The following is a 13,735-nucleotide window of genomic DNA, read 5'->3' on the forward strand; positions in this document are numbered from 1 at the left end:
TGTGTTTCACGTGAAACATGCCTCTTGGGCCCTGCTGAGAAGAGGGTGTGTTTCACGTGAAACCGATCGACCCGCGTCTGCTCCGATACGCCCGCGCCACCCGCCTGTTCATGGTGGCGGTTGTCGGCCTGGGGGTCGTCGGGGCGGCGCTGGTCATCGCTCAGGCGATGCTCATCGCCGAGGTGGTGGTCGGCGCCTTCCAGCACGGCCTGTCGGTCTCTGAACTCCACACTCCCCTGCTGCAGTTGGTCGCGGTCGCGGGCGGGCGGGCACTGGTCGCCTGGTTCACCGAACTCGCCGCGCACCGGGCGAGCGCGGCGGTGAAGTCCGAGCTGCGAGGGCGGCTGCTGGAGCGGACCGCGGCGCTCGGCCCGGGGTGGCTGAGCGGGCAGCGGACCGGGTCGCTGGTCGCGCTCGCCACGCGAGGCGTCGACGCTCTGGACGACTACTTCTCCCGCTACCTGCCGCAGTTGGGGCTGGCCGTGGTCGTCCCGGTGGCGGTGCTGGCGCGCGTCGTCACCGAGGACTGGGTCTCGGCGGCCATCATCGTCGGCACCCTCCCCCTCATCCCGATCTTCATGATGCTCATCGGCTGGGCCACGCAGTCCCACATGGACCGCCAGTGGAAGACGCTGTCCCGGCTGTCCGGGCACTTCCTGGACGTCGTCGCCGGGCTGCCGACCCTGAAGGTGTTCGGGCGGGCCAAGGCGCAGGCCGACTCCATCCGGCGTATCACCGGCGAGTACCGGCGGGCCACCCTGCGCACGCTGCGGATCGCCTTCATCTCCTCCTTCGCCCTGGAGTTGCTGTCGACGCTTTCGGTGGCGCTGGTCGCCGTGACGATCGGCATGCGACTCGTGCATGGGGAGATGGACCTGTACATCGGCCTGGTCATCCTCGTGCTGGCGCCTGAGGCCTATCTGCCGCTGCGTCAGGTGGGAGCGCAGTACCACGCGGCAGCGGAGGGCCTGGCCGCCGCCGAGGAGATCTTCCAGGTGCTGGAGACACCGGCGCCGGCGGCGGGCACCCGTGCCGTGCGGGCCGGTGCACTGACCTTCGAGGGCATCACCGTCCGCTACCCCGGCCGTTCCGGGGACGCCGCCTCCGGGGTGTCCCTCGCCGTCGAGCCCGGGGAGACGGTCGCACTGGTGGGGCCGAGCGGTGCGGGCAAGTCGACGCTGCTGAACGTGCTGCTGGGGTTCGTGCCGCCGACCGAGGGGCGGGTGCTGGTCGGGGGAGTCGATCTCACCGAGGCCGATCTGGAGCAATGGCGGACGCAGGTCGCGTGGGTGCCGCAGCGGCCGCATCTGTTCGCCGGGACGATCGCCGAGAACGTGCGACTGGCACGGCCCGACGCGGACGGTGACGCCGTACGGCGGGCGCTCGGGGACGCGGGGGCGCTGGAGTTCGTCGACGCGCTGCCGCAGGGTGCCGACACCGTGCTCGGCGAGGACGGGGCCGGGCTGTCCGCCGGGCAGCGGCAGCGGCTCGCACTGGCCCGGGCGTTCCTCGCGGACCGGCCCGTGCTGCTGCTCGACGAGCCGACGGCGGCGCTCGACGGGGCCACCGAGGCGGAGGTCGTGGCGGCGGTCCGGCGGCTGGCCGTGGGGCGGACCGTGCTGCTCGTGGTCCATCGGCCGGCGTTGTTGGGGGTGGCGGACCGGGTGATACGGCTGGAGGAGCCCGCCCTCGCCGCACCCGCACGGGCCGAGACTCCCACCGGCCTCGCGGAGCGAGCCGCTTCCACCGGCCCCGCGCAGGCCGAAACTCCCACCGCACCCGCGCAGCCCGAAACTCCCACCGGACTCGCGGAGCCCGCGGCTCCCGGCGCACCTGCGGAGTCCCCGGCCTCGACCGCACCTGCGGAGCCCGCCGCTTCCACCGCCCCCGCGGAGCCCGCGGCCGTCCAGGCCGGGGTGGCCGAGGCCGGTCCTGCCGAACGCGAAGTGCCCGGCACCGTACCGGCCATGACGTCGACCCCGGCGACGGGGAGGACAGGCGGCGTCCTCGCTCGCGTCCGGGCCATGTCCGGCGCCCGGCGGGGTCGTCTCGTGCTCGCCCTGCTGCTCGGCAGCCTCGCCCTCGGCAGTGCCGTAGGGCTCATGGCCACCTCCGGGTGGCTCATCTCGCGGGCCTCGCAGCAGCCGCCCGTGCTGTATCTGATGGTGGCCGTGACGGCGACGCGGGCTTTCGGGATCGGGCGGGCCGTCTTCCGGTACGCCGAGCGGCTCGTGTCGCACGACGCCGTGCTGCGGATGCTCGCCGACACCCGCGTGGCCGTCTACCAGCGTCTTGAGCGCCTGGCGCCCGCCGGACTGCGCCGCACTCGACGGGGCGACCTGCTGTCGCGGCTCGTCGCCGACGTCGACGCCCTCCAGGACTACTGGCTGCGCTGGCTGCTGCCCGCCGGTGCGGCGCTCGTGGTGTCGGCCACCTCCGTCGGCTTCACCGCGTGGCTGCTGCCCGAGGCCGGCGCCGTGCTGGCCGTCGGGCTGCTGGCGGCCGGGGTCGGGGTTCCCCTGCTCACCGGGGCCGTGGCCCGGCGTGCGGAACGGCGACTGGCCCCCGCACGCGGCGTGCTGGCGACCCGCGTGACCGACCTGCTCACCGGGACCGCCGAACTGGCCGTGGCCGGTGCCCTGCCGACCCGCACGGCCGAGGCGCGGCAGGCCGACGGGGTGCTCGCGCGGATCACCTCGCGCGCCGCCACCGCGACCGCCCTCGGTGACGGACTCACCGCACTGGTCTCCGGCCTGACCGTCGCCGCGACCGCCCTTGTCGGCGCCCAGGGCGTCATCGACGGACGGCTGGACGGGGTCGTGATGGCCGTCGTGGTCCTCACCCCCCTGGCCGCCTTCGAGGCCGTCCTCGGCCTCCCCCTCGCCGTGCAGTACCGCCAGCGGGTCCGCAGGAGTGCGGAGCGGGTGTACGAGGTGCTGGACGCCCCGGAGCCGGTGCGGGAGCCGGAGCGGCCTCGGGAGGCGCCCGCAGCACCGTTCCCGCTCTCCGTGAACGGACTGTCCGCCCGGTACGCGGGGCAGGACCGGGACGCCCTGGCCGGGTTCGACCTGACGCTCACGCAGGGTCGCCGCGTCGCCGTCGTAGGTCCGTCGGGGTCCGGCAAGACGACCCTGGCACAGGTGCTGCTGCGGTTCCTGGACGCGGAGACGGGCTCGTACACGCTGGGTGGTGTGGACGCCGGCGCGCTGGACGGCGACGACGTACGGCGGCTCGTCGGACTGTGCGCGCAGGACGCGCACCTCTTCGACAGCTCCCTGCGGGAGAACCTGCTCCTCGCAAGGAAGGACGCCACCGAGACGGACCTGCGCGACGCGCTGCGGCGGGCCCGGCTGCTCGACTGGGCCGATGCCCTGCCCGACGGTCTGGACACCCTGGTCGGCGAGCACGGGGCTCGGCTGTCCGGGGGGCAGCGACAGCGGCTGGCGCTCGCCCGCGCGCTGCTCGCCGACTTCCCCGTCCTCGTGCTGGACGAACCCGCCGAACACCTCGACCTGCCCACCGCGGACGCGCTCACCGCCGATCTGCTGGCCGCCACCGAGGGGCGTACGACGCTGCTGATCACGCACCGGCTGGCCGGGCTGGAAGCGGTGGACGAGGTGATCGTGCTGGACGAGGGGCGGGTCGTGCAGCGGGGTGCGTACGCCGAGCTCGCCGCGGTGGCGGGGCCGCTGCGGGGGATGGTGGAGCAGGAGGCGGAGTCGGAGGCACTGACCCTGACGGCGTGAGCCTCGCACGAAGCCCCGCCCACCAGTCCTCCTCGCCCACCACTCCTACCGGCCCACCAGCCCTCCCCGCCCACCACTCCTCGCGGCCCACCAGCCCTGTCGGCCCACCAGTCCTCCCCGCCCGACTTTCTGGATCAAAGGGGACTAATTACGCTCAGCTCATGCCCGACGCACCGGCCCCCGGCCCCCCGCCTCCGGCCCCTCCGGAACCTGGGGCCCCACCGGTTCCTCCAGAACCTGCGGCCCCTCCGCCCCGGTCGACCGAACTGGCCGCGCGGGTGCCGCAGTTGTTGGAGGCGATGCGCTCCGTAGGCAGCGGTCTGGAGCTGCACTCCACGCTGGACCGGATCTGCGAGACCGCGGCGGCGCTGACCGAGGCCCGCTACGCGGCGATCGGGGTCGTGGACGAGGACGGCCGAGGCCTCGCCGACTTCGTCTTCCACGGTGTGGACGAGGCGACCGCGCGGCGCATCGGACGACTGCCGGACGGGCACCGGGGGTTGCTCGGCGCGCTGATCCGGGACCCGGAGCCGGTGCGGCTGGCAGATCTGGCGGCCGATCCGCGATCCTGCGGCTTTCCCGAGCACCATCCGCCGATGCGCGGCTTCCTCGGCCTCCCGATCCGCGTCCAGGGCGAGGTCTTCGGGAACCTGTATCTGACGGAGAAGCGCGGCGGGGAGCCGTTCGACGACTACGACCTCGACGTGGTCCGGGTGCTGGCCACGGAGGCCGGTATCGCCATCGGGAATGCCCGGCTGTACGAAGCCGCCCAGCAGCGTGAGCGCTGGATCGACGGCTCGGTCGCCGTCACCACCGCCCTGCTGTCGGGCGGGGACACGGACGACGCCCTTCAGGTCGTCGCGGAGCAGGCCCGCCGACTGTCCGGGGCGACGGCCGGCATCGTGCTGCTGCCCGCCGACGAGGGCGGCCTGGAGATCGCGGCGGTCGCCGCCGACCAGTCGTCGAACGTCCTGGGCACCGTCGTCCCGCCGGAGAGCAAGGTCGTCACCGAACTCCTCGACGGACACGCCGTGTTCGTGGACGACGCGGCCACCGACCCCCGCCTGATCACGGGTCTGGCCCACGGGTACGGGCCGACCATGATGCTGCCCCTGCACAGCGACGGCCGTGTTCTGGGTGCCCTGGTCACACCGCGCGAGCGAGGAGGGCGGCCCTTCACCGAGACGGAACGCACGCTCGCGACCCAGTTCGCCGCACAGGCCGCGCTGGCGCTGATGATGGCCGACGCACAGCGGGACCGGGAGCGCCTGGCCGTCTACGAGGACCGCGACCGTATCGCGCGTGACCTGCACGACCTGGTCATCCAGCGGCTGTTCGCGACCGGGATGATGCTGGAGAGCGCACAGCGCGGATCGGTCGTGCCCGAGGTGCGCCAGGGCGTCGGCAGGGCCGTCGACGAACTCGACGTCACCATCCAGGAGATCCGGACCGCGGTCTTCGCGCTCCAGCAGGGGCCCACGGAGGTGCCCGCGGGGCTGCGCACGCGTGTGCTGCGGGAGATCAACACCGCCGCCGTACCGCTCGGCTTCAAGCCCTCGCACCGTTTCGTCGGCCCGGTCGACGCCGCCGTGAGCGACCCGATCGGCAAGAACCTCATCGCGGCGCTGCGCGAGACCCTCTCCAACGCCTTTCGGCATGCCGGGGCTTCCCGTATCGACGTCGTCGTCGATGCCGACGTCACCCTGCCGGACGGGCGGCGGGCCGTACGGCTGACCGTCGCGGACGACGGCGTCGGCATTCCCGAGGGCGGGCGGCGCAGCGGCTTGAGGAACCTCCGACGACGCGCAGAGTCGCTGGGCGGCGACAGCCGGTACGGGCCGGGGATCGGGGAGAACGGCGGCGGCACGACGGTGGTGTGGGAGGCACCGCTCGACGCACCGCTCGACGTACCGCTCGACTGAAGAGCCTGATCGACTCCGCTTGACTGACGGAGGGACCGGCGATGACGCGTCGTCAGCATTGAGTCGGCAGCCGCCCGTTCAGTCGTACTACTCCGCCAAACGGTGCCGTGATTCCCCCGGCTGTACGACCTGAACGTGCCCCTGCACGCGCCCGGGGCCACGATCGCTGACATGCGACTGTCCCGCCGCCACCCTTTGTTCGTCCCGGTCGTGCTGTGCGCGCTCGCCGTGCTCATGGCCCGCCCCACCGATGCCGCGGAGAAGCGGCGGGACGGCGGTGACTCCGGGATCAGCGCGCAGGTGGCGCGGCTGTACGAGGACGCGGCCGTCGCGACACAGCAGTACGAGCAGGGGCGGAAAGAGGCGGAGGCGCAGCGGGCGGAGGCGCAGCGGCTCGAGGAACTGCTGGACCGGGAGCGGCAGAAGATCGCCGTCATGCACGAGGACCTGGGCCGGATCGCGCGTGCCCAGTACCGCAACGGCGGCGACCTCCCGCTGACCGCGCAGATCCTCCTCGCCGGCAGTCCGGAGGGGCTGATGCGTGGTCAGCAGGTGTTCTCCCAGGCGAACCTGGCCGTGAACAACGCCATCGACAAGAGCCGACGGGCCGAGGCGCGACTCGCGAAGGACGAGGCGAGGGCCGCCGCGGCGTGGGAGTCCCTGGAGCAGCGGAACGTCGAACTGGTCGCTCTGAAGAAGGGCATCGAGGAGAAGCTCGAAGAGGCCCGTCAGCGGTTGCAGGGGCAGGCGGACGCGTCGGCCGCGGCGGGTGCGTGCCGTGGCGCGGTCCGGCTGGACCAGCCTCCGACGCAGGTCACGGGCGGTTGGGTCGCACCGGTGGAGACGTACGAGCTCTCCGCCGGGTTCGGCAGCGGCGGCTCACGGTGGGCGAACCGGCACACCGGGCAGGACTTCGCGGTGCAGATCGGCACGCCGGTGCGGGCGGTGGGCGCGGGCCGGGTGGTGAAGGTGTCCTGCGGGGGCGCCTTCGGCATCGAGATCGTGATCGAGCACATGGGCGGCTACTACACGCAGTACGCGCATCTCGCCGCCGTCACCGTCGACCAGGGGGACCGGGTGGTGCCGGGGCAGTGGATCGGCCAGTCCGGTACCACCGGCAACTCCACCGGACCGCATCTGCACTTCGAGGTCCGGGTGACCCCGGAGCTGGGTTCGGGCGTGGACCCGGTGCCGTGGCTGGCGGCGCGGGGCGTGCCCCTCGGCTGACCGGGTGGACCGGGCGGACGTTCGGCTACGGGCGTCCGGCCAGCAGCCGCTCGATCACGACCGCCACGCCGTCCTCGTTGTTGGCGACCGTCCGGCCCGAGGCGGCGGCGATCACGTCGGGGTGCGCGTTGCCCATGGCGTACGACTGGCCGGCCCAGGTCAGCATCTCGACGTCGTTCGGCATGTCCCCGAAGGCGACGACCTCCTCGTGCGAGATGCCGCGCTCGGCGCAGCACAGGGCGAGGGTGCTGGCCTTGGAGACGCCGGGGCCGCTGATCTCCAGCAGGGCGCTGGGGCTGGAGCGGGTGACGTTGGCGCGCTCGCCGATGGCGAGGCGGGCGAGGGTGAGGAAGGCGTCCGGGTCGATCGTGGGATGGAAGGCGAGGATCTTCAGGACCGGCTCGTCGGCGCCCGGACCGTCCGGCGCCAGCAGCTTCTCGGCGGGCTGGAGCTCGTCGGGGATCTCCATGTGCAGCTTGGGATAGTCCGGCTCCTGGTGGAAGCCGTACGTCTGCTCCACCGCGTAGACCGTGCCCGGCGCCGCCTCCCGCAGCAGCTGTACGGCGTCCAGCGCGTTCTCCCGGGCCAGTGCCCGGACCTTCACGAACCGGTGCGCGCCGGGGCCGCCGTGCAGATCGACCACGGCGGCGCCGTTGCCGCAGATCGCCAGGCCGTGGCCGTGGACGTGGTCGCTGACGACGCCCATCCAGCGGGCGGGGCGGCCGGTGACGAAGAAGACCTCGATGCCCGCTTCCTCGGCGGCGGCCAGGGCCGCGACCGTGCGCGGGGAGACGGACTTGTCGTCGCGCAGCAGGGTGCCGTCCAGATCCGTGGCTATCAGGCGGGGCGGGACGGTGGAGGCCGGGGTCTCGGGCTGTCGAGTCGCTGAGGTCACCCGTTCATTCTCCCGCATATGCCCGCACGGCCGTGCGGCAGAGTGCGCATGTGAGTGGTTACCGACCCCACCGGGTCGATCACTCTCTGTCGCCCCGGCTCGGCTGTGTCGTGGCCTCGGTGGCGCTCTGATCGAGGACCTTCTCCGTCCGCGGCGGAGTCCGAGTCGGGTTCGGTGCGTGCCTGACGATCGCCGTGCAGCCCAACTCCCGGTGCCCGCCCGCGAAGTCGACGTAGGCGTCGGGCGACTGCGGTGGGCGGGTGCGGCCGGGGGTGGATCCGGTGGGGAGGATCTTGTCGAGACCCTGCGTGTCACGGTCGATCTCCGCGCGGGCGTTCGCGGGCTTCTCGACCCGTCCGCGAATGGCTTGAATCGACTGTTCAGAAGTGCCGTGCTCGTACAGCCTCGGTCCTCGGCGGTCGCCCACGCCTGTCCGTGGCGGGCGGCGAGCCGGAGTCCGCGCGGGTTGGTGACCGCCACCGCGAAGCAATCGTGACCGGGCCGGAGCTCCAGGGCGGTGGTCCGTTGCCCCCAGCTGGGCGGCTCCCTGCCGAGCGCCTCGCTCTGGACACGTGGAGGGGCGCCGTAGGCTTGTGAGCCATGAGTATGCGCCTGAGCACCGTGATCCTTCCGTACCGCCGCTGGCATGAGGGGGGCCGTGCCGCATGGCGGCGCGCGGAGGAGCTCGGGTTTCACACCGCGTACACCTACGACCACCTCTCCTGGCGGTCGTTCCGGGACGGCCCGTGGTTCGGCGCGATCCCGACGCTGACGGCCGCGGCGGGCGTCACGGAGCGGATGCGCTTGGGTTCGCTCGTCACGTCGCCCAATTTCCGTCACCCGGTGACCCTCGCCAAGGAACTGATCTCCCTCGACGACGTGTCCGGCGGCCGGATCACCCTTGGCATCGGCGCGGGCGGCACCGGCTTCGACGCCACGGTCCTCAGCCAGGACCCGTGGACGCCGCGTGAGCGTGCCGACCGGTTCGGGGAGTTCGTGCGGCTGCTGGACCGGCTGCTGACCGAGGACTCCGTGTCCTACGAGGGCGACTACTACTCGGCGCACGAGGCCCGCAACATCCCGGGCTGTGTGCAGCGGCCCCGGCTGCCCTTCGCGGTGGCGGCCACGGGTCCGCGCGGGCTGCGGCTCGCCGCGCGGTACGGACAGGCGTGGGTGACCACCGGGGACCCGAAGCTGTACGAGAACGGCACTCCTGATCAGTCGCTGCAGGCCCTTCGCGGACAGGCTGAACGGCTGGCCGACGCGTGCGCCGAGATCGGGCGGGACGCGAACGGTCTCGACAAGATCCTCCTCACCGGATTCACCCCGGACCGCGGCGGGCCGCTTCAGTCCCTCGACGCGTTCGTGGACTTCGCGGGGCGCCATCGGGAGGTGGGCTTCACGGAGATCGTCGTGCACTGGCCCATCCCCGACTCGGACTTCGCCGCGGACGAGAAGGTCTTCGAGCAGATCGCCATGGAGGCACCGGCGCAGCTGCGCTGAGCGGTACCCAGCTCGCGTCTGCGCAGATCAACCGGCGATTCGCGGAAAGACGTGATCGGTACACAGGTGTCCTGGGCGGGCCGTTCGGCGGTCGTCAGTCGGGTCGTTGGGTGCGGCTCTCGTGGGCGAGGCCGTCCTGGTGGGCGGCCGTGTCCGGGCCGGTGGGCAGGACCAGGGCCCGCAGCGTCACGGGGTCCGTCGGCCGGAGGGCCGTGGGATCCGGCGGCCTGCGCAGGGTCCCGATGTCCTGCCATCCCCAGGACAGGAAGGCCTCGTAGGCACGAGCGTCGGTCGGGGCGACGAGCGTCGCCCCGAGCGAGGCGTGGTGGTCGGCGAGCAGTTGTTCCTGGAGCCGGCGGGCGAGGCCCCGGTCGTCGGTGTGGGGGTGTACGACGATCTCGGTGACGGCGAGGACGTGACCGGACGCGGTGAGCTGCTCGATGCTCTGCGGAAGGGTTCCGTCGAACCCGCTCCACCAGGACCCCTGGCGCGGGACGGGGAAGCCGTAGGCGCATCCGGCGAGGGACACGTCCTCGGCGACCAGCAGCGAGAATCCGAGTCGCCGGATGTCTCCGGTGAGCCGTCGCAGGAACGCCTCCCGGCCCCGGTACTCCTGGCCCGGTTGGGCCTGGGTGGACTCCACGTACAGGTCGGCCAGGTCCTCCCGCAGGGTCTCGGCCTGCCAGCGGTTCAGCCGGCGCAGGCGTAGCGCGTGAGCGGGAATCCGGATGCGTCCCTCGCCCTGTGCCGGGTCCGGGGGGAGCGGAGCGGTCACGGCGCACCGCCCGCGGTGGCGGGGCGGTCGTGCCGGGAGACGTTCTGCTTGGGGCCGTTGTACCGGGAGACGTTCGGCTGAGGAAGGGGCATGGCTCCTCGGTTCGATGTGTCGGTCGGGGATTCCGTGAGGCGGGGCCGGGCCGGGTCCGGGCGGCGTTCCGCGGCTCCGCGCCCGGCGAACTTGTCCGGGAGGAGTGCTGTTTCCGGACCGGGCGGCCTCGGACGATCGATTCGGGGGGCGCAGGATGCGGGAGGACCCCGGCCTGTCCCGTGCGGTGCTGTGGCCGGGGTCATGGACTGCGGACCGTGCTGTCGCTCGCGGCCGCCTGCCGGATCGGTTCAGTGACGGGCTGGAAGAGCGCGACGCAGCAGTGGGCTCACCCCGCTGCCGTACGAGTGGGTCACCGAGGGCGAAGCCGCCCGCGCCCGCCCAGGTGGTGCTCACGGCGCCCGCCGGTGCCGCGCGCCCCCGCCCTGCCACGCGCCCCGCGCTGAACCGGCGAGTCCGGTCCTGGGGAGGGCAGCCCGGAGCGGCCGTAGTGGAAGGCGGAAATGCCTTTGCCGTGCTGCGAGTTGAGCAGGTGGATGATCACCACTCCGAAGGCGATCACCGCCACGATCACGGTCACGGTCACGAATGTCTCCACCGCCCTCACCACCTTGCCGACTGGTGCGACGGTCCGGCGGTCACCGCGGGGATCCTTGGGCGGGCGGCCGGATCGAATGCCTCGTGCCCGCCTTCGGAGTCCCAGACCGCTTCCACGGCGCGGTCCGCCTCGTGCACCGTGCGCAGACTCGCGGCCTCCTCCATCAGCCGGCTCGCGGTCGACCTGCCCAGCGGGTCGCTGGCGGCGGCCATCAGCCAGGCGGCCGTGTGGGGAGGTGTCTGCGGCGGCACCACCAAGAGGTTCCAGCGGCCCATCCGGTAGGAGAGCAGCAGCAGTTCGTGCGGATCCTGCTCGGCCAGGAACCAGCCCACCTTCAGCACGTGCCCGGCGACGGGCACCCTGCGCGGGAGGGCCGGCCAGTGGGTGGGGTTCACGGTGACCCGGGTGATCCGGCCCCACAGCGGGTCCAGTGCCGCGGTCAGGGAGGGGAGTTCCGCCCCGAGATCGCGGGAGCGGGGCCACCAGGCGCCGTCCAGCAGAGCCGGTGCGGGACCGGTGGGAGCCAGCGACAGCCGGAGCGGGGACGAGGAGGACGCAGAAGGCGGGGAGAACCGGTCTTCGGCTTCGGGCGTCGGCGAGGGGGAGATGGGCGCAGTCATGACGCGGACCCTGCCCCGGGCCGGCTGCGACCGGCCCGGCATATTCGATCGCCGAAAACGACACGGGCTTGGAAGCCGGTGCGCGAAATATCCTCGGTCCTTCCAGCGTACTCCCCGGGCAGGCCGAACGGACCGTACGGAGGAACAGCCCCTGCGTTCCGGCCGGACAGCGTTGCCGATGTGGCAATCGCCAAGTATTGGGGGATGTTCGACCATCCCGTCAATAACCGCAGAACAGGTCCGCCCCTTCTTCCCCGGCAGTAGGTTGGCTTTACGGTCGCCCATGACCCTGGCCCTCTCCGTGACGTCCTTTCCGCGCAACAGAGGCCCTGCGCAAGGCGAAAGCCATCCCTGGCAGAGGAGATGCGCGCCCATGGGCCGCTGTCCCGACCTGTTCGAAGAGTGCCGTGTGGTCCGCTCCGGCGGTGAGCTGGACCTGACGACCGCCCCGGCCTTCGCACGAGACCTGGAGGCGGCCCGCCACGGCAGGGGCCGGCTGTTCCTGATCGTCGATCTGGGCGGCGTGACGTTCATGGACGGCAGCGTCCTGGACCCGCTGTGCGCGGCATGGCACGACTGCGACCGGCGGCACGGCTGGCTGCGTGTCGTCCACACCCGGCAGGGGGCGGGTCTGGTGTTCCTGGCCGGCGGCCTGGCGGAGAGGTTCCCGCGGTACGCGAGCGCCCAGGACGCCTGGCAGGGCATACTCGCGGACCGTGCGGTGGCCGTCCTGGCACCGCACAGGTACGGCGCAGGGCGAGCGGCGCCCCATCCTGGGGTGTTCCGGCCGCCGCGGAACGGAGACAGGTGATCAGCGACGGCATGGCCGAGGTCCTGCGGTCGCTGCGCCTCGGCGGGATCAAGGACCTGGCGCAGGCGGCCGCGCGGGCGCTGGGTGCCGAGGGCGTCGCGCTGTCGCTCCTGGTCGGACCGGCTCGGGTCGCCGAGCCCGTCTGGTGCCATCCCGAGACGAGCGCGCGGTTCGAGGAGCTCCAGTTCACGTTGGGCGAGGGCCCTGGGCCGGACGCCGTCCGCACCGGGGTGCCCATCATGACGCCGGACCTGGAGCGGGTGCGCCCGGAGCGGTGGCCGGCGCTGCTGTCGGCCGCGCGGGAGCTGGGGGTACACGGCGTGTGCTGCTTCCCGCTGGGTGTCGGGGCCATTCGGATCGGCGTACTGACTGTGCTCTGCGACGAGAAACGGCGACTGAGTGAGCAGCAGTACACGGACACCACCGCCCTGACCGCCGCACTGACCAGCGCCTTCCTGGACGGTGGCCCCCGCGACGGGGAGGGCGGCGGCCCTGGCCCCGGCAGACCACCGGAGCCTCCCTCGGGGCTGCGCCGCGCGGTCGTGCACCAGGCCACGGGGATGGTCAGCGTCCAGCTCGGTGTGTCCATGGAGGAGGCGATGCTGCGGCTGCGGGCTCATGCCTACAGCAGTGAGCGTCCCCTCGGCGAGGTGTCGGCGGACGTGGTCGCTCGCAGACTGCGCTTCGACGAGGACTTCGACGACGATGTGAGCGGGCCGTATTCGCCCGACGGTGGAAAGGGATGATCGGCATGGCCCGGGAACAGCGTCTGACTGAGGTCTTCGTGGAGGTGACGGACTCCCTCGTGGAGGACTTCGACGTGATCGAACTGCTGCAGCGGCTGTCCGCGCGTTGCGTCGAGCTGCTCGACGTCTCGGCGGCCGGGATCCTGCTCGCGGACGCGCACGGTGAGCTGCAGATCATCGCCGCCTCCGACGAGCACACGCGGCTGCTGGAGCTGTTCGCGCTCCAGCACGACCAGGGGCCGTGCGTCGAGTGCTACCGCTCAGGCACCGCCCGGACGAACATCGACCTGACGCGGCCGGAGGCGACCGAAGGCTGGCCGCGTTTCGCCGCGCGGGCACGCGAGACGGGGTACGTGACGACCCACGCCATTCCGCTGCGCCTGCGGCACCGGATCATCGGCGCCCTCAACCTCTTCCAGACGACCCCGCAGCACCGCCTCGGTGACGGTGACGTCGCGCTCGCCCAGGCTCTCGCCGACGTGGCCACGATCGCGATCCTCCAGCAGCGCACGCTGGAGCAGCCGCATGTCGAGAACGGCCAACTGGAGGCCGCGCTGACCAGTCGGGTGCTGGTCGAGCAGGTCAAGGGTGTGTTGGCGGAACGCTGGAACACCTCCGTCGACGACGCCTTCGCCGCGTTCCGGTCCTACGCCCACGCCCATCGTCTGTGCCTGTCGGACCTGGCCGCTCAGATCATCTCGGGCGCGCTCGACACGGCCGCCATCCCGGCGCCCGCGACGGCCACGCCCGGGGACCGCCGCGGCTGACCGTCGCTCATGTCTCGGACGACGCGCGCTTGGTGCCGGTTCCGGTGCGGGTACCGGGACCGGCGCGGGTTTCG

Annotated in this window: 11 protein-coding genes and 1 pseudogene; 7 read left to right on the plus strand and 5 right to left on the minus strand. The window is 72.5% G+C overall.

What is annotated here, in order from left to right:
• The first annotated feature begins 56 nt into the window (after positions 1–56).
• The 3 genes from cydD to ACZ56U_RS08585 all read left to right on the plus strand — a co-directional run bounded on the left by cydD (position 57) and on the right by ACZ56U_RS08585 (position 6,895).
• Positions 57–3,746: a thiol reductant ABC exporter subunit CydD gene (gene cydD / locus ACZ56U_RS08575; protein WP_469083274.1), complete on the plus strand. Its 3,690-nt coding sequence runs from the start codon at positions 57–59 to the stop codon at positions 3,744–3,746.
• Positions 3,747–3,907: 161 nt separating this feature from the next.
• A complete protein-coding gene (locus tag ACZ56U_RS08580) occupies positions 3,908–5,668 on the plus strand; it encodes a GAF domain-containing sensor histidine kinase (RefSeq protein ID WP_469083275.1) in 1,761 nt (586 codons plus the stop codon).
• 171 nt (positions 5,669–5,839) lie between these two features.
• Positions 5,840–6,895 (plus strand): peptidoglycan DD-metalloendopeptidase family protein, encoded by a 1,056-nt coding sequence (locus ACZ56U_RS08585; protein ID WP_469083276.1) that lies wholly within the window; start codon positions 5,840–5,842, stop codon positions 6,893–6,895.
• Positions 6,896–6,920: 25 nt separating this feature from the next.
• Here ACZ56U_RS08585 and ACZ56U_RS08590 read toward each other — a convergent pair whose 3' ends face one another.
• Both ACZ56U_RS08590 and ACZ56U_RS08595 read right to left on the minus strand, forming a co-directional pair.
• Positions 6,921–7,790 carry a Cof-type HAD-IIB family hydrolase gene (locus ACZ56U_RS08590; RefSeq protein ID WP_469083277.1) on the minus strand — a complete coding sequence of 290 codons (870 nt, stop codon included), beginning with the start codon at positions 7,788–7,790 and terminating at the stop codon, positions 6,921–6,923.
• A gap of 79 nt (positions 7,791–7,869) precedes the next feature.
• Positions 7,870–8,276: pseudogene (locus ACZ56U_RS08595) on the minus strand (LLM class flavin-dependent oxidoreductase); the annotation flags it as partial.
• Positions 8,277–8,390: 114 nt separating this feature from the next.
• On the opposite strand from ACZ56U_RS08595, the gene ACZ56U_RS08600 reads away from it, so the two are divergent.
• Positions 8,391–9,293 carry an LLM class flavin-dependent oxidoreductase gene (locus ACZ56U_RS08600; RefSeq protein ID WP_469083278.1) on the plus strand — a complete coding sequence of 301 codons (903 nt, stop codon included), beginning with the start codon at positions 8,391–8,393 and terminating at the stop codon, positions 9,291–9,293.
• 94 nt (positions 9,294–9,387) lie between these two features.
• Here the strand turns inward: ACZ56U_RS08600 and ACZ56U_RS08605 are convergent, their stop codons facing one another.
• The 3 genes from ACZ56U_RS08605 to ACZ56U_RS08615 form a co-directional block, all read right to left on the minus strand.
• On the minus strand, positions 9,388–10,068 hold the full coding sequence (locus ACZ56U_RS08605; protein ID WP_469083279.1) for a hypothetical protein: 681 nt from the start codon (positions 10,066–10,068) through the stop codon (positions 9,388–9,390).
• Positions 10,069–10,471: 403 nt separating this feature from the next.
• Positions 10,472–10,705: a hypothetical protein gene (locus ACZ56U_RS08610; protein ID WP_469083280.1), complete on the minus strand. Its 234-nt coding sequence runs from the start codon at positions 10,703–10,705 to the stop codon at positions 10,472–10,474.
• Positions 10,706–10,722: 17 nt separating this feature from the next.
• Positions 10,723–11,337, minus strand: coding sequence for a DUF5994 family protein (locus ACZ56U_RS08615; RefSeq protein ID WP_469083281.1), 615 nt, complete (start codon positions 11,335–11,337; stop codon positions 10,723–10,725).
• A 373-nt stretch (positions 11,338–11,710) separates the two neighbouring features.
• Between ACZ56U_RS08615 and ACZ56U_RS08620 the strand changes: the two genes are divergently transcribed.
• Genes ACZ56U_RS08620 through ACZ56U_RS08630 form a run of 3 tightly spaced genes read left to right on the plus strand, consistent with a single transcriptional unit; the run spans position 11,711 to position 13,661 of the window.
• A complete protein-coding gene (locus tag ACZ56U_RS08620) occupies positions 11,711–12,148 on the plus strand; it encodes an STAS domain-containing protein (RefSeq protein WP_469083282.1) in 438 nt (145 codons plus the stop codon).
• Entirely contained in the window at positions 12,145–12,894 is a 750-nt protein-coding gene (locus ACZ56U_RS08625) for a GAF and ANTAR domain-containing protein (RefSeq protein ID WP_469083283.1), read from the plus strand. The genes ACZ56U_RS08620 and ACZ56U_RS08625 overlap by 4 nt, the downstream gene beginning before the upstream one ends.
• A complete protein-coding gene (locus tag ACZ56U_RS08630; protein ID WP_469083284.1) occupies positions 12,891–13,661 on the plus strand; it encodes a GAF and ANTAR domain-containing protein in 771 nt (256 codons plus the stop codon). The genes ACZ56U_RS08625 and ACZ56U_RS08630 overlap by 4 nt, the downstream gene beginning before the upstream one ends.
• Positions 13,662–13,735 lie beyond the last annotated feature (74 nt).

It is taken from the genome of Streptomyces sp. NPDC034103 (genome assembly GCF_055575395.1).